Raw genomic sequence first — 25,329 nt, 5'->3', positions numbered from 1 at the left:
CGCCGGCCTCGCGCACCCCAGCTCCCCGAGAGAGCCTGGATCAACCAGCCAACAACTGAGGCACAAACCGTCTCAATTTGACTTGACAAATTCCGATGCGCTGATCGTCAGCCTCAGCCATATCCGGACCTGCTTGGCGAGCGCGGCAGAGAACAAGGGCTTCGAGGTCCTCGCGCAGATCGTCGACCGGGTGAGGCTGGTCGTGCCCGCTCAGGGTTGGCTTTCGGACGTCCGTACGCACCTGTGGCCGATGATGCCGATGTTTATTCGGCAATCAACCGTGGAGGGTGCCCTGGGCGCGTCGGCCGCCGCGTACCGGCGCGTCATCTCGGCCATGCAAGCCGACCGGAAGCCCGCTGAACCCTCAGAGCTGTGGCCCGCCCTCGCCTTCGGTTCCCACCGGTTCCGCGCACTCCTCAATGAGCAGTACGCCTATGAATACGAGAGGAAGCTGCTCGCGCACCACTTCGATGAAGGCGGCGCGGACCGCGCTGTAACTAAGGCTGTGCTTGCCGGGGAAATGGCGGCGGTCCTGGCCAGGTGGTTGCGCCAGGACCCGGAACGGCAGTCGCCCGCCAATGCCTTCGCGGTTTGTGCGTCGGGCCTGCGATCAGCGCAGTGGCTGTGGCTCGAGGACGACGAACGCAGCATGGGGTGCTTGCGTACCGTTATCGAGCAGGTTGCCCGTGCGCGAACCTGGCGGGTACGGCCTGACCGCGCACGCAAGATCGAGGCTAACCCGAACTCCACGCCGCGCGACTGGATCGAGGGCGCCGGCTGGAAGCGGTTGACTCTGCTGAATCGTGCGCTCGGCGAGTTCGCGCACGGCTCGACGGACGCGAGCTGGAACGGCGCCCGCAACGCGCTCGTCGCCATCCAGCACGCCGACGCTTTAAAGGAGGCGCACGCTCAGTACACCGGCCGCACCCACGCGCTGAACGCGATGATTCTTATCCTGACCGTCGAGTGCGCGGCCTGGACCGACACTTTCGGCAGTCACCTCGGTGAGGCTTACCGACGCATCATTCGCATCGATGATGTGCGGGCTGACCAGCTAATCGAGGCTCTTCTAAACAGGACGTGGGAAAAGCGATACACACCGCTACGGTGACATTGCGTGCGTACCGCCACGCTCTACTTCTGGCGTAGGTGGTTCTGCAGTGAATCAAGGACGATGGGCTGCGCTGATGCGAGTCAGGTCAACCGAGATGGTTGCGGTTGCGAAGTTCCCGGGTCAAGTCAACCCCCGGCCGCGTAGCGTCGTCCCGTGACTGACCTTGCTGCCCGGCTCGACAACCTCCAGCCAGTTCCCGTTGTCCGCGTTTTCATCGAAGAACTTGGCACCCAGCATGCGGTCGCACCGGACCGGCGGGCTGGCTATGTGAGCCTGCGCCCGACGCTGCGCGACCCGATCGCGGTCTACGTTCACCGCAATAGGATCTCAATCGCCATCACTCCGCCAGATGCCGAAGCTGCAGCTTCCCGCATAGATGGAGCCGAGATTGTCCGTGCAACTCCAGCAACATCCTACGTGATACTTACTGCGGCCGCTCTTCAAGGTCGTGAGGCCATAGCTTTCGAACTCGCACTCGCCGCTCTGCAATGGCGGGCGAATGGAGTGCGACGTGGTTTGGGTACCGGCGGCCGCGATGCGTCGACGGCCGTCGAGCCGGATCTATGTCCAGATTGCTGGACCGAATTATCAGCGTCAGGTTCCTGCTTCTGTGAGTGAGCGCCGTGCGCTATCGATCGATGCAACAGGCAACTAATTGTACAAATTGCGTGCTTTACTCTTCTAATAGGTTCCGTCAGCCTGCTGGTGCAGGATGGCTCCGGTAGCGGCCGGCGGGTCAGCACTCCACTCTTCGGACCCTTCGAGGTCTTGCGGCAGACCGTGCGCCCGTTGGTCGTGAGGAGATGAGACAGCTGATGAGATGACGTGCCCCACCGCGTCGTGGTGAGCACTTGGCTATTAGATCGCTGGCGTCTCCTCCGGGCTGCTACCAGGCAGTTGTCGGAAATTGGAGGTGCACATTGATCTGGGTCGGAGACGACTGGGCCGAAGACCACCACGACGTCGAGATCCAAGGCGAAGACGGGCGAAGACTGGCCCGGGCGCGGCTACCTGAAGGTCTCGAGGGCATCACCCGGTTACACGCGCTGATCGCCGAACACATGCCCGTGTCCTGGTCGGACCTCGACCCGGCGGAGGCAGCCGGGCGGGTGCGGATCGGGATCGAGACCGACCGCGGCACCTGGGTGCAGGCGCTGCTCGCGGCCGGCTATCAGGTGTACGCGATCAATCCGATGTCGTCGGCCCGCTACCGCGAACGGCACTCCACCTCCGGAGCGAAATCCGACGCCGGCGATGCGCACGTGCTGGCCGAGATCGTCCGTCTCGACAACGCCCACCACCGGCAGGTCGCCGGGGACAGCCCGATCGCGGAGGCGGTCAAACTGCTGGCCCGGGCACATCAAAGCCTGATCTGGGACCGCACCCGGCAAGTCCTGCGACTACGGTCCGCGCTGCGGGAGTTCTTCCCCGCCGCCCTGCAGGCATTCGACGACCTGGCCGCCGGTGAAGCCCTCGAACTACTGGACCGGGCACCGGACCCGGACCGGGCCGCCCGGCTGCCCCGGGTCACCATCGTCGCCGCGCTGCGGCGGGCAGGCCGTCGTGATCTCGAGGGCAAGGCCACCGCCATCGCAGAGACGTTGAAGGCGGAGCAGTTACGTCAGCCGCGGCCGGTGCAGAACGCCTATGCGGCGATCGTGTCCAGCCAGGTGCAGCTGATCAACATCCTGAACATCGAGATCGCCGAGCTGGGGCAGGTGGTGGCCGACCATTTTGGCCGGCACCGGGACGCTGAGCGTTACCTCAGTCTGCCCGGCCTCGGACCAGTGCTCGGCGCCCGGATCCTCGGTGAGTTCGGCGACGACCCGCACCGCTACACCGACGGCAAAGCCCGCCGCAACTACGCCGGCACCTCACCGATCACCCGCGCATCAGGCAACCGCCGGGTCGTGCTGGCCCGCTACGCCCGCAACCGTCGACTCGCCGACGCCGTGCACCAATGGGCGTTCTGCGCCATGCGCGGCTCACCCGGCGCCCGCGCCTACTACCAATCCCTGCGCGAACGCGGCACCGGCCACCAAGCCGCTCTACGTCAGCTCGGCAACCGCCTCGTCGGCATCCTCCACGGCTGTTTGAAGACCGGCAGCACCTATAACGAAGCCACCGCATGGGCCCATCTTCAACCCAGCACTTGACTTTGAAAAACATGGGATGTCTGCCGCCGATCGTGCTCGCTGCCGAAGGCCCGACCAGGACCCTGCTACCGAGAGTGATGGGCATCCGACGCAGGTCGGAAGGGCTCCGATGACAGTCATCGCCGAAAAGCCGTACCGGTGACACCTAAGACCGGAACCCGGTGACGACTACCGCCGAACTCGATCACGGCCGCTGCTGGCCACAGCTCCTATCTGGTGACAACTATCGCCGAAAGTCAGACCAACGTGCTCCGCCCGTCGCGACCAGCAGCGTGAGTAGACCTGCGGCGGACACGATCAAGAAGCCGGTGGTTCCGCCGTAGTGGGCAGCGATCACTCCCGAGGTTAACAGCCCTATCGCTTGGCCGCCGACCAGGCTGGCATCTACCAGAGACATGCCCTCGTTCATGCGTTCCTCCGGGGTGAGCTGCTGCAGGAGACCCAGAGTCGTGATCAAGAACGGCGCGAACGCGGAACCGACGACGAAGGCCCACGCTCCGAACAACACCAGGTTGCCGTCGAGGAGCAGGGGTATGGGCATCAGGCAGCCGCACAGGATGGCCGAGACCGCGAGAGTGCGACGACGCAGGTCGCTCTTGAGTTTGAGCGTGCCGAAGTACAGACCGGTCAGGCATGAGCCGAGGCCGATCAAGGCCAGGAAGATGCCGGAGTAGGACCGGGAGCTGTGCGAAGCGACGTAGTTGACTGTTACCAGCTCCATGGATCCCAAGGCGATCCCGAGGATGGGAAACAGCGCTACGGTGGCCGTGATGCCGGGTGTCAGGAGTCGAACGCGTTTTTGGCTCTTGTCGATCGGCACCGGAGTCGGCTGCGTTCTGCGCTGTGCAGCGAACAACAGGGTTCCCGCCAGGAGCAGGGTGTTTGCGGCGTACAGCCCAGCGGCCGGGCCGATCGCCCCGCACAGCAGGCCGGCAGCAGCCGGCCCGGTGATGAAGACGATCTCGTCCACGATTCGTTCGAAGGCGTTGGCTGTGTGCATCATGTCCGGTTGCTTACGGTAGATGCGAACCCAGCGTGCCCGTGCCATGGTCCCGACGAAGGGGCAGGTGGCGGACAGGGCGTACGTGACGTAGATGGCCCACATCGGTGCTCCGTATTGCGCGCAGAGCACGGTGCCGGTGCACGCGGCGACCGATGTCGCGGTGGCGGGGACGGCGACTTTCGCCTGTCCGTAGCGGTCCACGAGCCTTCCGACGAGGGGCGCGCAGACAGCCATGGCGACGAGGCCGACCGCCGCCACCCGGCCGGCCGTGGCGTAGGACCCGCTGGTGTCGACCATGAGCAGCAGAATGCTCACCCCATACATGCCCATCGGGTACCGGGCGACGACTCCAGCGAGGGTGAAGGCCACAGTGCCCTCGGCGGAGAACAGCCGGCGATATTGGCCAAGCATCAAAGGCTACTCATGGGGTAACGGCCGGCGACGGTGTCCATGTCGAGATCTTGGGCCGCGGGACGCTGAACGACAACGCCATTTTGCCGTGGTCATAGACGTTGGCTTGTCAGCGACGTTGTCGGGGCCGACGAGTAACTCGCCTCGCGTGTTTGTGCGCCTTACCACATCAGTCGTCCTGGCATGCCGGTGTTACGCGGCTCGCACCCTTATTAACCGCAGTCCGAGTAGTTACCGGTTCGGTGGAGCCTGTGTGATTGCGCTGTTGAGCGGTGTGCGCTGCCTCCATGCAGCCAGGATTGAGTCGACCAGGTCGACGTCGACGCCGGCGGTCGTGTCGACGTCGAGGTCGTATGGGCCGAACGTGTGGATGCTGTCAACCTCAACATGGGCGCGTCCCTCGCCGATGCGGCGGTCACCGCGGAGGTGTTCTCGACGGTCGAGTTCGTCGAGCGCGCAGTGTACGCCGATCAGGAAGACGTCCAGACCCTCGAGGAGGGCGGCTAGCTCGGTGCGCCAGGTGCGGAACTCGATGATGTGCTCGACGATCAGGTCGTTGCCCGGTTCGGCGAGTGCGGGCAGGCATCGATGAAATCCGGCGAAGAACCGTGGACGGACTTCGTGCCACCAGTCGAAAGGACCGTTGTTCTCGCGTCGCTCTGGGAGCATGCCAGCCGCGACGAACTGGTCCGAGGAAACGTGCAGGAAGGGCTCGTCCAAAGCTATCTGGAGCCGCGCGGCCAGCGTGGATTTGCCTGAGCTGGAAGCGCCGTTGAGGAAGATGATCCGACCTCGCCCGCGTCCAGTCGGGATGGGTTCCATGACCAACATCATGCCGTGCAAGCTCTGAACCGCGCGAACTCATTGCCGCGTTCCGGGCACCAGCCCACGTCCGTCGGCTACTGAACGTGAGTGGCGAATGTAGGTCGCTGGGCTGGCTGCCGTCGCGGAACGTACGCCGACACCGGGGCCGGCCGACCATCGCGTCGTCAGCTCGGATGAGCCTGAGAGATTGAACAGAAACACTTGACAGGGAACTGCATCGCCCCGATCACGTCGTCTGGCGCCGACCACACGATCGGTTCCGGCCCGCGACGTGCTTCGCTCGCGCTGCGGTCCGGCCGGAGCCCGCGCCACGCCGAGTGCCGCAAACGACCTTCGGGTGTCCAGTTTCGGAACGCCACCTCACCGATAACCACCGGTTCTACCCAATGAGCCCGCCGGGAGTGCTCGCGAGGCACATCAGCTACCGGTGCGGTGGCGCGCCGCAGCGGTGCCAGCTGATCCTGTAGTTGACGCAACATGGCATCGGTGAAACCGGTGCCGACATGGCCCGCAAACCGCAGTTGATCGTTTTCGTCGAAGACCCCTAATAGCAAGGAGCCGATAGTGCCGGCTCGCCGCCCTTCGCCGGGCTTCCAGCCCAGGATCAAGACCTCCTGGGTACGGATCAACGGCACTTTCGTCCATGCGGCAGCCACTCGGCGGCCGGGACGGTACGGCGCGGTCAGCCGCTTGGCGATGACGCCCTCGAGGCCGCCGAGTTCGGCTGCGTGCAGGACCGCCCGGCCATCAATACCGATGAAGTGCGGCGGGGTCCGCACTGCGGTGCCGGTAAGTGCTAGTTCGGTTAGCTTCTGCCGACGTGCTACGTAGGGCATGTCCAACAGCGATGCGCCGTCAAGCCATAGCAGGTCGAACACGTAGTAGATGACCGGAACGGTGCTCTGCAGGGCCTCGGACGGGGCGGCGACGTGCATACGGGCAGCGAGCCGTGAGAAGGACGGCCGGTCTCCTGCCTCCAGGGCGACGATCTCACCGTCCAGGACCATGCGGCGGCCGGGTAGCAACGCGCCCAGGGCTTGGAGCTCAGGGTAGCTGCTGGTGACATCGTTGTTATTCCTCGACAGCACCCGCACGGTGCCCTGGTCGAGATACGTGACCGCGCGCACCCCGTCGTACTTGAACTCGAATGCCCACTCCTCGCCGGCCGGCATCTGCCCGAGCGCGGCAAGCATCGGCGGTATCAAGTCAGGCATCGCCTGCTTCCGGGTCACTCAGTCGGGCTACCCCCTTACCTCGGTCTCGATGCCGGAGCCGAGAGAACTACAACGGAGTAATTTCCCGTCGGATCGCCAACATCGCGGTCTGCGGCGAGTCACTACAGGATGACGGCGGATGCACTGAATTTCGTGTCGCAAGAGGCCGCTTAATGCGTGACTCGGAGCGGCCTGACCGCCCTGAGAGCGGCTAGCTTGCTGCTGGGTCCAGGCCGGGTCCGCAAGCCCGCGACTCATCTTGAAACGCCGGGTATCCATCGCCCAAAGGTGACTTCGGTCGTAGTTGGCACTGGCCAGCGGCGGCGACTTGCGGCGTTGCGGCGACTTGCGGCGATAGTCGGTACGATCTTCGGTTCTAGGTGTCACCGGACGGCGTTTTGGTGTTAGTTGGCGGCAGTCCGACTCCGAGGCGTCCTTCAATCGTCGTCACGGTTGGTAGCCAAGGTGGGCTCCGGAGCGAGCGTTATCGGAAGCAGGAGCTCGCACGTGATCAAGTGCGACGCGCGCTGCAACAGGCAGGCTGACTGGTACCGACTCAGCGGCGGACACCGCCGAGACATCTGCTAGACGAGCCTAATCGAGGATGGTCTCTACGCAGCGAACGGCGATACGCCGCGCGATCTCTTCCGAGTTGACGCCGTTGTTGCCGCCGAGAGAAGTATTCGTCGCAGCACTTCCTCGACGTCGGGGCGAGCAGCATCTATGCGTTCAAGGACTGCCACACATTGCGCGCACCTCCGGATGGCTGGTTGGGTCGGAGGCCAATCCGCAGGAGGCTCGATCGGCATCACCCCGGATTCGTCGCAGACGGCCAACGACACCTGGTCCAAGTTCTCGGTGGGCGTCATCGCGTGGCGTGTACCGACGCTGCTGCCTGGAATTTCACCGCTTCGATAACTGATCAACTATCACATTCTGAATTGCGGGTCGGCAGAGAACAGCCGAACGGCAAATCTGCAACCGGTCCGAAGCCACCCGACCGTCACGGCTGCCCAGCCGAACCCAACGCGCGACCGTCGGCGGCCGACCTTGGCTCCCCGGCCAGCGACCGGATACGCGCCGTGCTTCTGCTCGATACGTTCGCCGGCACCTGGCTCGACGACCAGCCGCGCACTTGATCACTTGCGCGCTCATCGGCTAAATCCGTGCAGAGGTGGCGCCGGTAGGCGTGACGGAGGGTAGCTCGCGGCCAGAGTTTGGGCCGCCTCGATCCCGAACAGCCTGAGGTCGTCTCTGTTGTAGATGGAGCGGCCCCATGCTTTGTCTGATCTTTTTCGGAGTCGGTGGCGGCGTTTTCCACCTGTCACGATCCACGCGGATGTCGTCGGCAGGCCAGACGTTCTATCACCCCTGATCTGCGTTCGCGCTGTGTTGAGGCTGCGCAGTAACGGTGCCCGGAGGGCGCATCGCGGTGGCGAGCGGATGGTGGCGTCGGCCAGCGCTGCGGGCGCTACTGATCGCGGGTGCCGTCTTGCGGCTGGTGGAAGCGGGCCCGTAGCTCGCCGTAGGCCTCCCCTCCGGCCGCGTCCAGATCGGAGCGTCGTCGGCGGTACCAAAGGTAACGGCCTGTTGTCAGAGCGAGGCCAATCAAGGCGACGAGGGCGATGACGCCGCAGAGCCACCACGCCGCCCTGATGAATGCAGAGTCAGTGTCGCCGAGTTGTGCCGCTACGAGCCAGGTCGTCAAGGCGCCGCACGTCGCCACGATGAGCCCGATCCCGAAGTAGATGGCGGCGTTTCTGATGTGCTGCCGGGTGATCATTGAGTGATCGTGCGGGTAGACGGGAGGCATGAACGAATTGTCGCGCAAGCGGCGAGCCGTCGGTGGCCGAGCCGGTCGTGAGTGCCCAGGGGGCCAAAGCATGTAGGTGCCACGGTGTCATTCGTGGCCAGGCAATAGTCTGATGAACAGGTCGGGCCCGGACGCTGACGAGACGCGGCGATCACGGCCAGCCACCGGGGGCCGTGCTGCGCCCCGCGGCCCAGGGAGATCCCAACGCGTTCTTGCGAGTGGCGCCGGCAGGAGGCAGGCGGTCATGGTCGCCGCCGGGGCTGGGTGAGTTCTGGAGGCTGATTAGCCGAGGTTCGGTTCCGGTTCATCACCGTGAACATCCGGCTCGAGTGTCTGGTGTTCCTGACTCGCTGTGGCGTCCTGGGTGGCCGTAGACGGGTTATTGGAGGTGCTGCCGATGGTGTCGGCGAGGTCGGCGACGTTGTTGGACAGGGCCGTCAATTGGGCGGCGAGGTTGCTGGCGGCTTCCTGCTGGTGTGGTGTGTTGATCTGGTCGAGGAGGCGGTTGTAGTGCTGGCCGGGGCCTTGCGTGCGGTTCGTGGTGCCGCCGGTGAGGGTGTAATGTCGGGGTAACGGTGGCGGAGCGCTTTGGCTCGGTTGCCGGGGGTCGCGTTCGCCCGCGGGGTTCACTGCGGGTGGAGCGGCCCTTTCGCTGTCCAGGGTGAGATGTGTGCCGGTGGCGGTGTCGAAGACGGTGGTGATGCCGGCGATGCGGCTCCACCATTGTGGTTCGTCGTAGATGAGGGCGCGTTGGGCTGCCCAGGCGACGGCGTCGGCCATCCAGAGTGCTGGTTGGCGGCTGTCGTCGACGTGGATGAGGCGTAGTCGTGGGCTGATGTCGCCGTTGCGGACGAGCCGGCGGTAGGTGGTCAGGTCGGGTTGGTCGCTGCGGCTGACTTTGCGGCCTTCGAGCAGGGTTTGCTGTTGTTCGCGGGCGTTGGCGCGGGTGTCGAGGACGACGTCGCGGACGCGTTGTTGATCGAGTTGGTGCAATAGCCGGGTCAGGGTGGTCTGCCGGGCGGCTTCGGTTCCGTCGGCGTGTAGTGGTGCTTGGGCGACGAGGTAGGCCCAGTCGGCGTGGGCGTGGGTGGCGTCGAGCATGTTCTCGATGGGTGTGAGGTGGCCACGCCGGTAGAGGTGGGTGGAGTGGTAGGGGTGCGGTCCGGCCGCGTTGCGGGCCGCGTCGATGAGGGTGGGTATGTCGTCGGGGGTGACGAGGACCGCGGCGAGCAGGTACATGCCGGGGTGGTTGGGGCGGACGAGGTAGGACTCGTCGACGAACGCGACCGGGTGTTTCGTCACGGGGCTACTCCTTCGCGCGCCGAGCCCGGCTAGTGGTGGAAGCCGCTGCTCAGCGGCATGCGCGGCGTCCGTTGGTAGGAGTGATGGGTGTCGTCAGGCATGGTCGAGGTCGGTGTCTGGGCTGTCGGCGTGTGCGGTGTCGGGTTCAATGAGGCGCTGGTAGGCGGCTGCGGCGTCGGTGCTTAGACCGTCGGGGACGGGGTAGGCGTGCGGTTGGGGCCGGGTGGCGTCGACGGCGTGGACGCGGGTGGTGGCCAGTTGGACGGCGGCGGCCAGGTCGGCTTTGACGGTGTCGGCGACGCCGGTCGCGTGGTCGGCGGCCCGTTGCGCTCGGCGGGTGATCTCGGCGGCGGCGGCGAGGCCGGCGTAGCGGGCCGGTAGTGCGTTGTCGTACCAGCGGGCCCAGGTGCGGTGCCGGGTTTCGAGGTCGCGGACGGTTTCGCGTGCGTGGCTGAGCCGGGTGGCGCCGTGTTCCAGCTGGGCTTGTAGCTCGGTGACCGCGTTGCCGGTGCGCAGCGCCGCGGTGCGGATCTGCTGCTGTTGCGCGGCAGTCCGAGAACGTACGGGGCCGACGTGCCACCACTTGTGTTGGATCTGGTTGACGCGGAAGCTCGCGTTGCGCGCCGCGGCTTGTGCTGTGGCGAGGTCGAGGCGGGTGTCGCGCAGGTGCTGCTCGGCCGTGACCAGCTGAATATGCGCGGTCCGCAACCGGCCGGCCACGTATTCGGGGGCCGCGGTGTCCTCGGCTCGTTGTGCGGTGATGAGCTCGCGCAGCTCGCTGTCCGGGGCGGCGAACACCCTGCCGGCGAGCGTGGCGACGCCGATGACGGTCTGCGCGCGTTGCCAGGCGGCCCAGCGGTCGGTGTCGCGGTGGGAGGGCTGGGGGCCGATCGGGTCGTCGCCGGTGTGCTGGTATCGGTCGCGGTAGGCGACGATGACGGCGGCGCGGCTGATCCATTGCCGCCGTCCCGGCTCATCGTCGGGTACCGGGCCGAGCGCGCTCGGCCATGCGGACTCGCGGTCGGCGGCTTGGTCGGCGAGGGCTTCGATGCGCTGGTCGGCGAACGCGGCGATGTGGCGCAGGGCGGCTCCGATGTCGCCCTCGGCCGAGATGATCCGGTCGGTGTAGGTGCCGGTCTGCGTGCGGGAGATTGCGGTTGCCGGGTCGGGAACGATGAGGTCGTAGGTGTCGTCGATCCGCCAGGCGAGCACGGCGGCGATGTCGTGAGCGGTGCGTAGTTCCCGCTGGGCGGTGACCTCGGTCAGCACTTCGTCGGGGTCGTATCCGGCCACGGCGAGCGCTTGCAACCGGGCGACGAGGGCGGGTAGTGCCGGGTCGTCTTCGAGTGCGGCAGCGGCGGCGGACCCTTGTGCCGCTTTGACGACGGCGATGTAGTGGGGTGCGGCGGCGCGGGCGTTGAGGTCGTCGTAGATCGGTCCGAGGGTGTGCAGGGCGTCGACGTCGGCCCACAGGAGCTTCTCGGTTTCGGTGGCCGAGCGTTCGGTGGTGTCGGTGCGCAGGATGTCGGCGAGGACCGTGATCCCGGCGGTCGGTGGTGCGGGTGGATGCGCTTCCGGTGGGTGGTCGGCGGTGACGACGGCGAGTTGGTTGAGTCGCCGGCCGCGGGTGGCCATGACGTAGAGCCGGGCGAGGTTGGTGGCGGTGTCGACGATCGCGCGGGCGGTGTCGACGGTGCGGCCTTGGGCGGAGTCGATGGTGGCGGCGTACGCGAGTTGGACGTGCTCGGCGACGTAGCTCGCCGGGAGTGTGGTCCGATGCCGGCCGTCGCGGGCGTTTTCGACGCGCAGGTCACCGTTGTCGCTGATCTCAAGGATGCGCCATTGAGCGCGGTTGGCGACGAACTTGTCCCCGGCGAGCAGGGTGCGGTTGTTTTTGCGGGTCACGACCAGGTCTCCGGCCGAGGCCCGGGTGCCGTTGGCCAGCGTCACCGGCGTGCTGTCGGTGACCAGGCCGGCGTGGATGAGGATCTGGCGGGCTTGGGTGGCGATGTCGGCGGCTTCTTGTTCGGTCTCGACGAGGATGAGGCTTTCGTGGCCTTGCAGGACGTCGGCGGCCCATCCGTCGAGGGCTTTGCCGATGATGTCGGCGCGGTGTCCGGAGATGATTCGGCCGCGGCGGTCGTATTCGGCGAGCACGGTGGTGTCGCCGTCGCGCAGCCGTAGCGAGGCGGGTCCTTCCCAGGGTTCGTCGAACCGGCGGACCTCGGACAGCATGATCGTGTGCCCGAGGGAGGCGAGGTAGCGGAACATGCCGCCGGGTCCGACGGCGCTGATTTGGGCGGGGTCGCCGACCAGGATGAGTTTCCCGCCGACCGATTCGAGTAGGCGGGTGAGTTCGATGAGGTCGAGGGTGGAGGCTTGGGAGGCTTCGTCGACGATCACCCACTGGCCCGGTTGAAATGACCAGTTGTCGGCGGTGGTGGTGCCTTGCGGGGGTGTGTGCTGGGCGTGCAGCCACATCGCGATGTTCTCGGTGCGGATGCCCGGCCGGCCGCCTTCGCGGGTCGCGTCGGCCAGGACGTAGGCGGCGTTCTGGCCGACGGTCAACCCGAGGATGGGGATGTTCGCGCGCTGGGCTGCGACCGCGACGGCGTTCTGCAGGTAGGTTTTGCCGGTGCCGGCCGGGCCGACGATTCCGGTTACGCGCCGGGTGTCACCGACGGCGAACAGCAGCGCTGCCCGCTTTTCGGCGGATAGGTCGAGTTCGCCGGCGACCTGTTCCAGCAGCTGCCGCGGGGCCGGGGTGGCGCCGCGGCCGGTGGCGTAGGCGATGAGTTCTTTCTCCGCGGCGAGTACCGGCAGGGTGGTCAGCCGCAGGTCCCGGTGCCGGCTGTAGACGCTCTGCGCGTCCGACGTGCGGACCAGAGACGGCCCCCATTGGACCAGGTCGGGTGGGCTGATCACGCGGAGCTGCGCGGCGTGGGTGCGTACGGCGTCGGCGGCGAGCCGTTCGACCCGCGCCCAGTCCGCCCGCCGGTCCTCGCCTGTGCTGACGTCCAGGACCCGGCCGATCGCGAGTTCCAGATGCTCGAGACCGAACACCGCCCGCTCGGCGGTGACGTCGGCGACGGCTCGTTCGACGGCCAGATGGGGCACCCTGCGGACGGCGACGTCGACGATGAGCTGCCGTCGGTCGTCGTCGGTGAACCCGGCGGCAAGCGCGGCAGCATGCAGGTCCTCCAGCTGCATCCGGCGGTCCCCGGCCCGCTGCCGGGCGCGGCGAACGATCTGGGCAGCGTCCTCGCCGAGCTCGTCGCGTACTTGCCCACCGGCGATCCGGTGGACTTCGGCGGCGGTGTCCAGACCGGCGGCCTGGTCTTCGCGCCGCCACCGGGCGACCGCTTCGGTCGTGGATTCCGGCTCGTCCTTGGGGCGGCGGGTGCGCAGGGTGGCGTCCTGGGCGCTGCGCCGCCATCGGCCGATCGTAAGCCGTTGCCGGCCGCTGGCCGGGTCGGTGAGCCGCCCGGTCATTGCGGTCTCGATGGCGTTGCGGCGTTTGCTGTAGTGCTTGATCGAGCGGGCGCTGAGGCCGACGATCTCCCGGATCGGCGATCCGGATCGGGCGGCGAACCGTACGCCGAGCCGTTCGCCCAGGGCATGTTCGGCGGCGCGTTCGTAGGCGATCCGCGCGCCGATCGACGCCTGGTAGAAGGCTTTGGAGTCCAGGGCGAGCCAGTCCGCGCGGCCGTCGCGGATGACCCGGACTTTGGCGGAGACGACGATGTGCGAGTGCAGGTGCGGGTCCTTCTCGCGGCTCATCCGGTGGTCGAACACCATCGCGGCGAGGCCGTCGGTGTCGACCTGCACCAGCCCGTTGGTCCCGACACGGCTGAAGGCGCCGTGGGTACGGAAGTGTTCGAGGGTGGCTCGGACGCCTTCGTGGTGGGCGGCCATCACTGCCTGTTTGACCCGGTCGTCGCCGAACGCGTAGAGCATGCTGACGCTTTTCACCATGGCGACGGTGACGTCGAAACCGGCGCGGGGATGTCGTTCCGGGGCGGTCCAGATACGCAGCCACACTTGCGCGATTTGTTCGTACGTGGCGTCGGGCGGCAGCTTCTCCCACGCTTTCTCGACCGCCGTTTGCCGCGCCTGATCATCGAGTGCCGGGAATTGGCGCCAGAGCCGGCCGAGCTGTTCACCGGTGGTGGGGTGTTTCCCTTCGCCGATGAGGCGAAGCATTTGCTCTTCGGTCACCTCGCCGCGCACGCCGCACATGTCCTCGGCTTGCCCGGCCCACCAACCGGGCGCCTCACCGTGCGCTCGTGGATCGGTGTGGTAGGCGACCAGAGCGTTGCGTGCGGCGGGCCGGAAGTCGTGTGCGCCGGTGGCGACTTGCCGGGTGAGGTAGGTGATCCCAGCCCCGGGCGAGATCGGGGTGACCGTGAGCATGCCGGCGACGGTAACGCGCACCGTGCCCCATTTTTCGACATTTGAATGCCAAGGGGTGTGCTGATTCTGAAAGGGGTATAGGTGTGAGCTTGTGTTGCTACAGGCCAGTGAGGGTGTGGCTAGAAATAGCCAGGTTGGTGAGAAAGCGTGACTATCTTTAGCCAGATCTCTAGGACTAGGCGCAAGGTGTGAGGAAAGTTAGCGTCGATGGATGGCTAGCAAAGCGACCAATGATGCGGTGCAGTTGTTGCGGCGTCGGCAGCAGGCGGAGGAAGGGGCGTTGACGTCGGCGTTGGCGGCGACGGGCGCGGCGGAGCGCGCGCGTCGCCGGTGGGAGGAGGAGTCGGCGCGGTTGGATGCGTCGGAGGATGCCGGGCTTGCGGTGCTGGCGGCGTTGTTGCCGGTGGAGGTGGCCGCGCGGTTGGCGGGTGTGAGTTCGGCTCGGGTGCGGCAGGCGCAGCAGCGCGCGGCGGCTGAGGTGGTGGCCGCGCGGGTGGAGGAGCTGACCGGCGGTACGGTGGCGGGGCGGCGGCGGGCGCGGCGCGAGGGTCGGGCCGAAGCGGTGGGCGGCGGCGTCCCGGCGGCGTCGGGCGGTGCTGAGGCCGGTTCCGTGGTTGGCGCGCCGTCAGTTCTGCGCGGGGGCGACGGCTGATCGTGTCGGTTGCTGGCCTGGTGTTGGCGAACCGATGATGGCGAGGCGTTCCGGGGACGGCCATGGCGTCCCGGGTGGAGATCGATGGTGGTTGAGCGGGGATGGCTGGCGAGTTAGTGTGGTGGTGGCCTTCAGACTGGCGCGTGAGCGTTGGTGTGTTGACTGGTGTGGCCGGCGGACTTGGTCGTTGCATCTCTTCGGAGGTGTTCCCCGTGAGGGGCCGCCGGCCTTTTATCTGCCCGTTCGCCTGAGCGTGTTGTAGTTCGCTGGGGGCGTGCGGCCGTGAGCGGTGTGTGCGGTAGCCCGCAGCGGCGTGCTCGATGCGCGCCGATGCGGTCTCGGCGGGCGTGGCGGATCGGCCCGGCTGCTGCCGTCGTGCTGGGGCGGCACCCCCGGTTGGCTGGGTGCCGGTTGGTTGTCCCTGTCTGTGAGCGGTTCGGGCGGCCCCGGGGACCGTGGTGCGGTCCCCGGGGCCGGTGCTGATCAGAACGGACAGGGCACGGTGTCGAGGTCGATCAGGGCCTTTGCGGCGTCGAGGATGCACAGCACGGCCGGTGCTTCGCAGATACCTTCTCGGGCTGCGTCGGTGGCGAGCGTGGCAGCGAGGTCGTGGGGAATCTCGGCGTAGTCCTGTACGAAGCCGATCGCGTGGTGTGGGTTCGGGACTTCCCGGAAGTCGTCGCCGATCTGCAAGGTCGGCATGTCGAACGGGTTGTTGTCGCCGGTGCAGTAGACGTGAGCGAAGTAGGAACCCAACGCGCGGTCCCAGCCGACAAAGACAGACTTGATGCCCGGATCGTTGGGCGCGAATTCGTGACGGCTCATCGGTGGCCTTCCCTATGGTGTTGTCGTTAACTGGTGTTGTCGGGGCTTGGTCTCCCCAACACGTATTATCATACGTCAATGCCTGCTATTTCGCTAGCATCCGAATGCAATTATCCGAATGGACAGCGCATTTAATTGTGCTTAGCGTGAGTCGCGCGGGAATGGCGTTTGCGCAGCTCGGACGCGTCGGGTTTGGGGTTAGAGGCGTTTTTTCGGGCGGTGGCGGCGAGCTTGCTCGCCAGGTGGTGGCCCGGCGGGAGCCAAATTCACCGCGGGGGGTTTCGGGGAAAAAATTCTGTGGGGTGTGCAGAATTATTTGCCCGCCCGCGGCGGATTTGGTGGACGCCGGGCCACCACCTACCCTGCTGGCGTAGCCAGCGCCCGGAAAAGGGTCTCTGCAGTGCGGCCGCAGGCCGCTTCCGGTCTACCGGGCCGCCAGGCCCGGCCGGGGTGGGAGTGCGCAGCACGCTGGCCGGTGTGCGCTGGTGCGGGCGACGTGACCTGCGCGTTCGGCGGGTGGGCGGTTGTTGGCGGCGCGGTTCTGACGGTGCGTAGCTCCTGCTGGCCGGCGAGGCTCTTGGTGGTGCCGGTCCGGTTGTTGCGTGCGGCTCGACGCGGCGGTGTGGCCGAGGACCGCGCGGGTGCGAGGGTGAGGCTGGTCGGCCCGGACCTCGCGGCGCTACGGGTGCGCCTGTGGTCGGGCCGACCAGTCCGGCGGGGCTACACGCCGAGGCCGTATTTGCGGCCGAGTGCCGGGCCGAGTTGTACGGCGGCGACGGCGGCGGGCAGGTGGCGGTGTTGCCATCCGTCGAGGGCAGCGGTCAAGTTGGCACCGTATTTGCGGTGTTGGGTGAGCGCCGCGCACAGGCCCTGGGCTTGTTCGATGCCGTTGTTGGCGCCGCGGGCGGTGTGGGGGCGGACCGGGGCGAGGGCGTCGCCGAGCAGGACGGCGTGCCCGGCGCCGATGGGCCAGACCATGCTGGTCGGTGGGTCGATGTCCATGACGGCGGCGGCCATCCGGATGCCGGTGGCGTGGACGAGGGCGGCTTGCTCCTCGGGTAGGTACTGCTGCGCGCTGGTGTCGACCGCGGCGCGGGCCGTGTCGGTGACGTGCTGGGGCAGGGCGAAGACGCGCCGGTTCGGTGGGGCGCCGAAGAAGTCGGTGTACTGGGTGGTCGTGGCGCCGAGGTAGAAGGTCCAGTCTGCGCCGCCGGGGATGGGCGCGAGGTTGAATTGCATCCCGCTGTGTGAGGGTTCGAAGCGTAGGAAGTCGAGCAGGCCGGGCTCGGTGGTGGTGGTCTGGCCGCGGTGCGCGACGTAGCCGGCGTAGCGCAGCTGCCGGTGGGGGTCGAGCAGCCGCCGGCCGGTCGAGGCACGTCCGTCGGCGAAGATCACGAGGTCGGCTGTGGCGGTGTCGCCGTCGGCGAAGTGCAGCAGCGGCCGGTCGTGTTCGCCGGTCAGGGCGGTGACTCGTTTGCCGGTGTGCAGGGTGCCGGTGGGCAGGCGGCGGGTCAGGGCCTGGTGTAGCAGGGTCCAGGTGGTGTTGCGGCCGGCGTAGAGGTGGCGATGCTCGGATCCGCGGCGGCGCCCGCAGACGGTGATGTCCATGACCGTCTCGGAGTTGTAGCGGACGAATTCGTGCTGGGGGACGCCGAGTTGGTCGAGGATGTCCAGTGACGAGTGCTCGAGGCCGATCAGGCCGCCGCCGAGTGGGGCGCTGGCGGGGGCGGCCTCGTAGAGGGTGACGTCGTCGAATCCGGCGTGCAGGAGCAGCAGCGCTGTGGTTGGGCCGGTCAGCGATCCGCCGACGACCGCGACGCGCAGCCCGGTGGCGGCGCGGCGGGTGGCGGTGGTGTGCGTGCTCATAGGCGTGGCCTCCGTGGTGCGAACCGTGCGACTCGCGCTGGTTGCACCGGCGCTGCCGCGTTGACGAGGCCACTGGGGGAACGGCGCGGGTGGTGGCGGGCAAGCCAGTCACTTGAGGTCAAAAGATCTTGGAAGCGCGGCGCTGCTGCCGCTGGTTGATGACTGGTGCTGCGCTTCCAAGATGTTTTGCCGGGCTTGCCGGCCGCTGCCGGGTCGGTCATCACTGCGGGATCGACGAACGCGGCGGCTCGCAGTGATGGCCGCCGCGTTCGTCAGTTCGGCTGTGCATCGCGGGGCTCTGCCCCCTGCGCGTCATCGCCGGCAGGCTGTGCCTGGTGCCGGACGTGTGCCGAGTGGCCGGCATCGAGGCGTGCGCCATCACTTGGCATTTCCTCGGATTGACGGTCTCGCTCCGCGGTGAGGCCTTGATCCACGGTGGTGGTGCGATTGCCGGTGCTGTGCCTACTGAGTCGCGGCGTGCCACTGTGGCAGTAGGCAGGGACCGTGCGCTGGCCGGTTAGTAGGACTGGTTGATGCGATCGGCGATGACGGTCAGGGCGGCGTTGGCCAGCTCGATGCTGCTGGCCGGGAACCGGACGGCGAAGTCTGCGTCGGTCAGCGGTTCGCCGATGCCCACGCGGTGGCCGGTGCCGGCCAGTGTCACGCCTGCGATGAGGTCACCGGTTGCGTCGTCGAGATCCGCCCATAGCGCGTCGATGTCGTCGCCGAGGGTCCAGCCCGCGTCGCCGGGGTCGGCGGCGACCGCCCGCACCAGGTCGCGGACCGTCTCGACGGTGGCGGTCCAGCCGTCAGGCCTGTCATCGGTTGCCCCGATCACGCTGGGCTCGCTCAGCCATTGCCACTGCCGGTTGCGGTCGACGGTCACCAGCGGCACACCAGCACGATCCGGCGGCAGCTGATCGAGGGCCGACTGCGCCCAGGCACGCAGGCCGCCGACCGATCCGTAGACGACGACGTCTTCGACGTTCAGGCCCCACTCGCCATCGGCGCACCGTGCTTCGCCGGCGGTCTCGCCGGGCGGCATGATGACGGCCTCGTCTTCGACCGCGCCCCAGTACACGTTGTTCATGGCCTCGCCCCTTCAGGACAGAGATCCGGGTGCGGCGGTATCCGGTGAGTGTCCGGGCCGCCGCGCTGACGGGCCGGTGTGGGATCGGCCGGGCCAGGCGGTGGCAAGCCAACAAGCCGAAAGATCTTGGTGCGCAGCTGTCCGGCGGCGAAGCAGGCCGGGCAAGATGTTTCGGTGGCTTACCGGCGCGGCCGGGCCGGTCTGCACTGGGGGCTGGCAAGCGGTGCACGGTGCTACGTGACGGGCCGCGCCCTGCACCGTGGCGGCAGGGCGGCCTGAGCATTGGTGGTGGGGCGGCGCGACGGTGTTGTGGTCAACTGCGTGCAGCTGGCCCGAAGCGGTGCCGCTGCTGGTTCAAGCGGTCTGATCGCCGCGTTGGGCGCGGTGGCGGAGCTCGCGCAGCGGCAGCGGGTAGCTGACGCCGGCGCGGCGCTGTTTGAGGATGGCGACGTTGCCGAGCCGGCGGCGCAGCTTCTCTTCTTCGGCCTCGGCGGCCAGAAAGCGGTGCGGCGCGACCTCGAGCAGGTGCAGCCACTGCCGTTGCCCGGCGCGGACACAGGCACCGAAGCAGTTGTTGTGTTGGAAGCCCTGCTCGTATAGGCGCGGGGTGCGTAACCTTTCGGTTCGGGCCCAGTCGAGCATCTGCTGTTTGCTCAGGTAGGGCGGTTCGCACATCGGGAACTTCACCGTCCACGGGGTCCAGCCGCGTTCGATCGCGGGCACGCGGCGGTGTTCGCTCCAGTCGATCCCGACGTAGAGCACGGTGTCGACCGGGTCGGCGTGCTGGGTGAGCCAGGCCCGGCAGGGGCGTTGCTTGAGGTGGACGCTGCAGGGGGCGATGCGGGCGTTGCCGAGGAAGCGTTGATCGGCGAACACCTGCCACGGGGTGCGGCCGTCGGCGACGATGACCGGCGTGACGCCGAGATGCGCGCCGGCGTCGTCGACGAATCGCCAGAGGTCGGGATCTTCGGTTTTCGTGTCGGCCGCGAGCAGGACGAGGTCCTGGGTGCCGTAGCGGGCGGCGACGCGCATGGCGGTGGCCCAGCTGCCGATCCCGCCGGAGAACTGCACGATGTGGCGGGTCATCGCGGTGGACCGGCTGCTGGGGGCGGTGCGGGCGCCCGGCGGCGCGGGTGGATATGCATGGCGGCTTCCTCGCTTTCGGCTGGGCGTACAGGGCGCGACGTTGCCGAGCCGGGCAGGCCGGCGGTCGGCATGTGCTGGGTGCGGTGTCCCGGCTGGGCCTGCAGGGCGGCTCAGCCGGGACCGCGACGCGGGGTTAGAGCAGGGTGTGCAGCGGGCTCAGGCTGATGATGACGATGGCGAAGGCGTGCGAGACGATCGCTTCGGCGATGTCGGTGCTCTGGTGCCGCAGGCCCAGCAGGAGCGGGCGCTGGGCGCGCTGGTAGGCGTCGACCAGGTTCGCCAGGTAGGTGACGAGCAGCGTGTAGGGGTTCGGGCGTGCGGTGCTGTTGTTCATGGTGGCCTCCAGCCGATCCGGTGGGTGCGGCGTGCGCCGGGTGGCGCTGGGACTGCCGCGGGTGGCAGGGCCACGTGGGATCGGCTCGGTGGTGGCGGGCAAGCCAGCTTTCGGGGACAAAAGATCTTGGAAGCGCGGCAACCGGCCGTTTCGGAAATCTTGGGGCTGCCGTGCTTCCGAGATGTTTTGCCGGCTTGCGCGTCGGCGCCGGGTCGGTCATCGCTGCGAACTGGCGAACGCGGTGGCCGGGTTGCCACCGCGTTCGCCGGCTCGTTTCGATCGTCGAGGCCGCCGGATGCGGGCAGCGGTGACCTGTCGGGCCGTGGATGCTCGGTCCCGGCTACACCTGTTCCGTCCAGGCCTGCCGGCAGGTGCCGCTCTGGTGGGGTGCGCACGGAGGGCGGCGGTGCCGACTACGGTGGTCACGTGCTGGTGTGGGTGGCATCGTTTCCGCGTTCCGATAACACGCTGCTGCGTATCGCCCTGCACCGCAGGTACGGCGTCACGAGCTCGGTGGTCTACGACCACGACGGCGTCGCCGATCGGCTGGGCGGCGAGCTGATCGGGTACACCGAGCGTCCCGGCTCGCTCGCCGAGATGCGCGCCGCCGCCGGGCCTCATTTCGTCAAGACTCACCGCCCGCGCGACGAGGACGTCGACGACGCCGACGCCGCGATCTGCCTGGTCCGTGATGGCCGGGACGCGTTGGTGTCGTGGGCGCGGTTGCTCAGCGAGGACGACCCGGCCAGTTTCCCGGCGGTACTCAGGCAGCGGATCACCGACACCGACGGCCGCAGCAGCGCCAGCTGGGGCACGAATGTCCTGAGCTGGTTACGGCCTGCGGCCGCGCACCGGGTGGTGCTGTCCTACGCGGAACTGATCGCCGATCCGGCCGCGGCTGCCGATCGGGTGATGGCGGTGGTCGCCCCGGGCCTGCGAGCGGACCCGGACGCGGTGGTTCCCCGCTTCGAGCAACTGCGACAGGTCGACGCCGGCTTCTTCCGCCGCGGTGTCGTGGGGAGCCATCGCGACGAGTTCCCGCCCGCGTTGCAGGAGTTGTTCTGGTCGAGGCCGGACAACCGGGCAGCGATGCAGTTGCTGGCAGCATTTCGAACGAGCTGAACGAGCGCCGCCGGACGCCGCCGGTCCACCGGTGCCCCGGTCATCGGAGCGTGCTGATCCGATGCCGGGCGGCGGTTCGAGATCGTGGTAGCGCCGTAGCGATGGAGTGCTCGACGGTCCTCGGCCGCCGCCTGCACCACGGCCGTGCGACGTGCCGGTCGCCAGGGAGCAGGCCGCTGCTGATGGCGGCTGGCCGGTCTGGAAGTCATCGTGCCCGGCGGGTGGCCGGGCACGATGAGCGGAGCCGGCTGGTTACAGGGAGAGGGCCACGTCGGCGGCGGTGACCTGCATGATGCCGAAGGCCTTGGGGCCCTGGTCGCGGACGAAGGCCCAGACGGCGAGGTCGTCGCGGCCGGTGACGGTGACGGTGTCGCCCACGCTCAACGTCATGCACTGGCGGGCGAGGCCGCCGATCGCGGTGACCGTGACCCACAGCGGCTGGTCGTTGGTCCATTGCCCGTCGAGGATCCGGCGCCGGTCGTGGGCAATCCGGAACTGGCAGCGGGGTGTGCCGTCGCGGTCGAGCGTCAGCTCGGGCCGGGTGCGGATCTGCCCGTCGAAGGTGAGGTGGAACATGGCTGGCTCCGATCGGATGGCACGGTGCGGCATCGGGCCAGGCCAGCCGGCATGGGCTCGCCTGTCCGCCGGGGTGCCGCGTTGACGGGCCGGCCGGAGGCCACCGGGTGCCGGCGGCGCAAACCCCGCCCGGGCAGAAGATCTTGGCGTCGAGCGCAGCGAGATCCCGGGGGCCAAGATGTTCTGCCGGGGTTTGCCGGCGCCGGTCCGGGGTGGGCTGGCCTTGGGCTCGTTCAGCAGCGGCGCCCTCGCGGCGGCAGACCGGTGGCGTGTGCCCGCGACTGCGATGTCGGCTCGGGGCGGCTGGTGCACCGGCACCGGGTCGGTGTTGCCCGGACGGGCTGAGGCGACCCGGCCGTAGCTGGGCCGCCCTCGGACCTGCTGCGGTGATCAGCCGTGGTGGACGAACTCGAGGTCGGTGACCACGTCCGGCCACTTGTCGGCGTCGATGCGCTCGCCGTGCGGGGTGACGACGGTGTGCCCGTCGCGGTGCCGTTGGGGTGCCGGTCCGGGTTCGGCGAGGACGCGGACGATGTCGGGGGTGAGGTTGAACAGGTCCTCCCCGCTGGCGTCGTCGGGCAGGATGTTGAACCGGGTGGCGTGCACGAGGACCCGCTGACCCCGGTGGATACCGCGCAGGGCGGGCATGAGGCTCTCGTCGAAGCTGGTGAGGTGGTACGGGGTGCGCAGGGTGGTCTTCCACGTGCCGAAGTTGTTGTAGTAGCCCTGCTGGTGCTCCACGCGCACGGTGACCATGGGCCGCTGGTCGGCGCCGACGGTCCGGGACTGGGCGCTGCCGGTGACCTGTGCGGCGAGAAGGAGCTGGAAGGTGTGCGGCTGCTCGGAGCCGGCCACGGTGTGCACGACGTCGGGAGTGAGGTCGAACAGGGTCTCCCCGGTGCGCCGGTCGGTGCGGATCTTGAACCGGGTCGCGTGCACGACGACCCGCTGGCCTTTGCGGATGTTCAGCAGCGAGGGCATGACCCGCCGGTCCCAGCAGGTGATCTCGTACGGCACGCGCAGCGTGTTCCTCCACGCGCCGTCGTGGTCGTGGTAGCCCTGCTGGTGGTCGAGGCGGAAGGTCACGAAGGGACGTCCGTCGCGGTCGGTCGTGCGGGATTCGGCGTCGGCGGTGACGGTTCCTTCGACGAGGCAGTCGAACTGCATCAAAGCTCCTTGGCGAGGATCGACGAAAGTACGGGCGCGGGGCGCCCCGGGGCCGGCGGTGATCCGCCGGCCCCGGGCTGCGGCGGTCAGGCCGCGTTCGCCATCTCCGGCTCCGGCTCGGGCGCCGGCTCCTGGCCGTCGAACGTCCAGTCGGCAGCGTCGGGGGTCTGCTTCGGCAGGGCCTTGGCGCCGGTGAACCGCATGGACAGCGACACGTTGTTGGCGTTGCACTGCAGCACCGCACCGGGGTCGCCGTCCTGGCGCAGGAACGGATACGGGTCGATGTCGCGGGCGTCGACGACGACGGTGTTGCCCTTCTCCAGCTCGGCGCACCGCTCGGCGAGCGGACCCCAGGCGGAGACGGCGACGAACATGGGCGCGCCGTCCTCCCACTGCCCGTCGGTGTTCTTGCGGCGACGGTTGTGCACCACCCGCAGCCGGCAGACCTGCTGGCCGGAGCGGGTGAAGACCAGTTCGGGGTCGGCGGCGAGGTTGCCCTCGAACTGCAAGAGGAACTGTGACATGGGCTGGCTCCGATCAGATGGTGCTGATGCGGCACCGGCCGGTACGCGGATCGGGTGACCCGGGCGCCGTGGTGCCGCGCTGACGGGCCGGTCAGAGCCCGCCCATGGGCCGGGGCACCAAACCCCTGCTTGAGCAGAAGATCTTGGCGTCGAACGCAGGGAGACACGGGTGCCAAGATGTTCTGCCGGGTTTGGTGCGCCCGGCCCGGGTGGGCTGACCTTCGGGTCCTTCAGCGGCGGTTCCTGCGGCCAGTCCGGGCGTACCCGATGCACCGCCGGATCGCCGTCGCACGCGCAGGGCGCCCTGGCCCGGCACGGTGATCGACGGCAGCACGGTGAGCCAGCGCTGCCGGCTGGACCGCGCGCGTTCCTCGCTGTTCTGCATGCGTGTGGTGCCGTTATGGACCCGCGGCCAGGTCCGAAAGAGGGGGCCGGTTCCGTGGCCTGTTGCAGCAACCGCCCTGGGGACGAGAGGCGTTGCGCGGACCCTCCGAGGGTCGCGCTGAGGCAGCAGGCCGTGTGCCGCTCGGGCCCAGGCCCCGATAGCAGCGCGCCGGCCGGTCGGGGCCCGTAGCGGGTCAGTGGTGATGCGCCCAGGAGACGAACCTCTCGTACAGCTCGGGCGGGGTCGCCCGGCCGCGGGCCCGGAGGTCGCCCCAGGCGGCGAACATCCGGCCGGACAAGTAGATGGGCAGGACGGTAGGGAACGCACGGAACTGCACTAGCAGGACCGCCTTGGCGGGGGTGCACGGCCACGGCTGACCACAGACGCGGCAGTCCCAGGAAGGGCGCCGATACCGGTGCTCGGTGCTTGGGGGCATGGTCGTCACCGGCTTCCCCGATGCCTGCCGGGCTTGGCTGCGCCGACGTCTCGGCGGCGTGACTGCGTCGCAGTCGGTGATGACACAGCCCCTCGGGGATGCGCGAGTCCGGCTCGCCAACCGGAATCGATGGTGCGCCGGATTTCCGCACGGCCGAGCCCCGCGACCCGCGCGGCGTCGGTGAGTTCTCGGCGCACGACCGCCTCGTCCAGTGCCCCGCCGGCCGCCAGTTGCCCGAGCCGGAACGCGGCCCGGTTCAACGCGTCGTTGCGGCCGCCACTGGCAATGCGCCGGCCATCGCTGGTGATCGGCCTCGGAGCGCGCAGGATGCGCCGGATCTCGCCGGCCAGTGCCGCCTGGGCGTAGCGGTCCAGGTCGGCGACCGGCCGGGCCGCCGGTAGGACCGGTGGTGGCGGTAGTACCAGGCGGCGCAGCGGTGCCGGACAGTGCGGGAGAGCGGAGCCGGGCGTCCACAGCTGCTGGAAGCGGTAGGAGACGCCGCTGGCGTGCACCGACGGTGGAGCGACGACCAGGCCACCGCGGCCACGCCAATCGACGCCGGGCAGCAGAGCGACCCGACTGGGCAGGCCCCCGGCGGCGAACCACAGGTGCCAGCCGGATCCGGTGCGCACCAGCGGCCCGGGCGGGCGAATCACGCCGAGCAGGTCGAGGACAGCGGTCAGGCCTGCGCCGGTGTCGATGTCGCAGACGTCGAGGACCGTTCCGGTGGCCAGGCCGATGTTCGCGTGCGGCCACCGGCGCCACCATGCGCGGATCACCTGCGATCGCATGCTGGCGTCGCGGAGTCCGTGCGGTAGCCGCGGGTGCTTGCCTGATGAGGTACACCCCGGCCCGGGACGGCAGCTGCACACCGGATCCGGCTGGCACCTGTGGTTCGCCGCCGGGGGCCTGCCCAGTCGGGTCGCTCTGCTGCCCGGCGTCGATTGGCGTGGCC

At 68.4% G+C, this 25,329-nt stretch carries 21 protein-coding genes; 5 read left to right on the top strand and 16 right to left on the bottom strand.

The window, feature by feature from the left end; translation table 11 throughout:
* The 3 genes from AB0E90_RS44050 to AB0E90_RS44040 all read left to right on the top strand — a co-directional run.
* On the top strand, positions 1 to 1,111 hold a 1,111-nt coding region (locus AB0E90_RS44050; protein ID WP_360418316.1), incomplete at its 5' end, for a hypothetical protein.
* 156 nt (positions 1,112 to 1,267) lie between these two features.
* Positions 1,268 to 1,732: a hypothetical protein gene (locus AB0E90_RS44045; RefSeq protein WP_360418315.1), complete on the top strand. Its 465-nt coding sequence runs from the start codon at positions 1,268 to 1,270 to the stop codon at positions 1,730 to 1,732.
* A gap of 302 nt (positions 1,733 to 2,034) precedes the next feature.
* On the top strand, positions 2,035 to 3,270 hold the full coding sequence (locus AB0E90_RS44040; protein ID WP_360418314.1) for an IS110 family transposase: 1,236 nt from the start codon (positions 2,035 to 2,037) through the stop codon (positions 3,268 to 3,270).
* Positions 3,271 to 3,493: 223 nt separating this feature from the next.
* On the opposite strand, the gene AB0E90_RS44035 is transcribed toward AB0E90_RS44040, so the two are convergent.
* The 6 genes from AB0E90_RS44035 to mobF form a co-directional block, all read right to left on the bottom strand.
* Positions 3,494 to 4,684, bottom strand: coding sequence for an MFS transporter (locus tag AB0E90_RS44035; RefSeq protein WP_360418313.1), 1,191 nt, complete (start codon positions 4,682 to 4,684; stop codon positions 3,494 to 3,496).
* Between the two features lie 231 nt (positions 4,685 to 4,915).
* Entirely contained in the window at positions 4,916 to 5,506 is a 591-nt protein-coding gene (locus AB0E90_RS44030) for an AAA family ATPase (RefSeq protein ID WP_360418312.1), read from the bottom strand.
* A 167-nt stretch (positions 5,507 to 5,673) separates the two neighbouring features.
* A complete protein-coding gene (gene ligD / locus AB0E90_RS44025) occupies positions 5,674 to 6,741 on the bottom strand; it encodes a non-homologous end-joining DNA ligase (RefSeq protein ID WP_360418311.1) in 1,068 nt (355 codons plus the stop codon).
* Positions 6,742 to 8,194: 1,453 nt separating this feature from the next.
* Positions 8,195 to 8,506, bottom strand: a complete 312-nt coding sequence (locus tag AB0E90_RS44020; protein ID WP_360418310.1) for a hypothetical protein — start codon at positions 8,504 to 8,506, stop codon at positions 8,195 to 8,197.
* 312 nt (positions 8,507 to 8,818) lie between these two features.
* The gene (locus AB0E90_RS44015; RefSeq protein WP_360418309.1) at positions 8,819 to 9,838 is read right to left on the bottom strand and encodes a hypothetical protein; all 1,020 of its coding nucleotides are present in this window, start codon (positions 9,836 to 9,838) and stop codon (positions 8,819 to 8,821) included.
* A 93-nt stretch (positions 9,839 to 9,931) separates the two neighbouring features.
* Positions 9,932 to 14,251, bottom strand: a complete 4,320-nt coding sequence (mobF, locus tag AB0E90_RS44010) for a MobF family relaxase (RefSeq protein WP_360418308.1) — start codon at positions 14,249 to 14,251, stop codon at positions 9,932 to 9,934.
* Positions 14,252 to 14,462: 211 nt separating this feature from the next.
* Between mobF and AB0E90_RS44005 the strand changes: the two genes are divergently transcribed.
* Entirely contained in the window at positions 14,463 to 14,903 is a 441-nt protein-coding gene (locus tag AB0E90_RS44005; protein WP_360418307.1) for a hypothetical protein, read from the top strand.
* A gap of 483 nt (positions 14,904 to 15,386) precedes the next feature.
* Here the strand turns inward: AB0E90_RS44005 and AB0E90_RS44000 are convergent, their stop codons facing one another.
* The 5 genes from AB0E90_RS44000 to AB0E90_RS43980 form a co-directional block, all read right to left on the bottom strand.
* Positions 15,387 to 15,728 carry a hypothetical protein gene (locus AB0E90_RS44000; RefSeq protein ID WP_360418306.1) on the bottom strand — a complete coding sequence of 114 codons (342 nt, stop codon included), beginning with the start codon at positions 15,726 to 15,728 and terminating at the stop codon, positions 15,387 to 15,389.
* Positions 15,729 to 16,448: 720 nt separating this feature from the next.
* Positions 16,449 to 17,594 (bottom strand): FAD-dependent monooxygenase, encoded by a 1,146-nt coding sequence (locus AB0E90_RS43995; protein ID WP_360418305.1) that lies wholly within the window; start codon positions 17,592 to 17,594, stop codon positions 16,449 to 16,451.
* Positions 17,595 to 18,111: 517 nt separating this feature from the next.
* Complete coding sequence (locus tag AB0E90_RS43990; protein WP_360418303.1) at positions 18,112 to 18,684, bottom strand: hypothetical protein; 573 nt, start codon at positions 18,682 to 18,684, stop codon at positions 18,112 to 18,114.
* A 354-nt stretch (positions 18,685 to 19,038) separates the two neighbouring features.
* Positions 19,039 to 19,770, bottom strand: coding sequence for a hypothetical protein (locus tag AB0E90_RS43985; protein ID WP_360418302.1), 732 nt, complete (start codon positions 19,768 to 19,770; stop codon positions 19,039 to 19,041).
* 193 nt (positions 19,771 to 19,963) lie between these two features.
* Positions 19,964 to 20,164, bottom strand: a complete 201-nt coding sequence (locus tag AB0E90_RS43980; protein ID WP_360418301.1) for a hypothetical protein — start codon at positions 20,162 to 20,164, stop codon at positions 19,964 to 19,966.
* Between the two features lie 426 nt (positions 20,165 to 20,590).
* On the opposite strand from AB0E90_RS43980, the gene AB0E90_RS43975 reads away from it, so the two are divergent.
* Positions 20,591 to 21,286, top strand: a complete 696-nt coding sequence (locus tag AB0E90_RS43975) for a sulfotransferase domain-containing protein (protein ID WP_360418300.1) — start codon at positions 20,591 to 20,593, stop codon at positions 21,284 to 21,286.
* 252 nt (positions 21,287 to 21,538) lie between these two features.
* Here the strand turns inward: AB0E90_RS43975 and AB0E90_RS43970 are convergent, their stop codons facing one another.
* The 5 genes from AB0E90_RS43970 to AB0E90_RS43950 all read right to left on the bottom strand — a co-directional run.
* Positions 21,539 to 21,862, bottom strand: a complete 324-nt coding sequence (locus AB0E90_RS43970) for a single-stranded DNA-binding protein (RefSeq protein ID WP_360418299.1) — start codon at positions 21,860 to 21,862, stop codon at positions 21,539 to 21,541.
* Between the two features lie 390 nt (positions 21,863 to 22,252).
* Positions 22,253 to 23,029, bottom strand: coding sequence for a hypothetical protein (locus AB0E90_RS43965; RefSeq protein ID WP_360418298.1), 777 nt, complete (start codon positions 23,027 to 23,029; stop codon positions 22,253 to 22,255).
* An 86-nt stretch (positions 23,030 to 23,115) separates the two neighbouring features.
* Positions 23,116 to 23,553, bottom strand: coding sequence for a single-stranded DNA-binding protein (locus AB0E90_RS43960; protein ID WP_360418297.1), 438 nt, complete (start codon positions 23,551 to 23,553; stop codon positions 23,116 to 23,118).
* A 578-nt stretch (positions 23,554 to 24,131) separates the two neighbouring features.
* Positions 24,132 to 24,275, bottom strand: coding sequence for a hypothetical protein (locus AB0E90_RS43955; RefSeq protein WP_360418296.1), 144 nt, complete (start codon positions 24,273 to 24,275; stop codon positions 24,132 to 24,134).
* Between the two features lie 104 nt (positions 24,276 to 24,379).
* Positions 24,380 to 25,329: bifunctional DNA primase/polymerase (locus tag AB0E90_RS43950; RefSeq protein ID WP_360418295.1), on the bottom strand; the 950-nt coding region annotated here is incomplete at its 5' end.

Source organism: Actinoplanes sp. NPDC026619 (assembly GCF_040638295.1).
Classification (GTDB): Bacteria; Actinomycetota; Actinomycetes; order Mycobacteriales; family Micromonosporaceae; genus Actinoplanes.
Note: the sequence above shows the minus strand (reverse complement) of the source record. Positions and strands in the feature narration are given on the sequence as shown.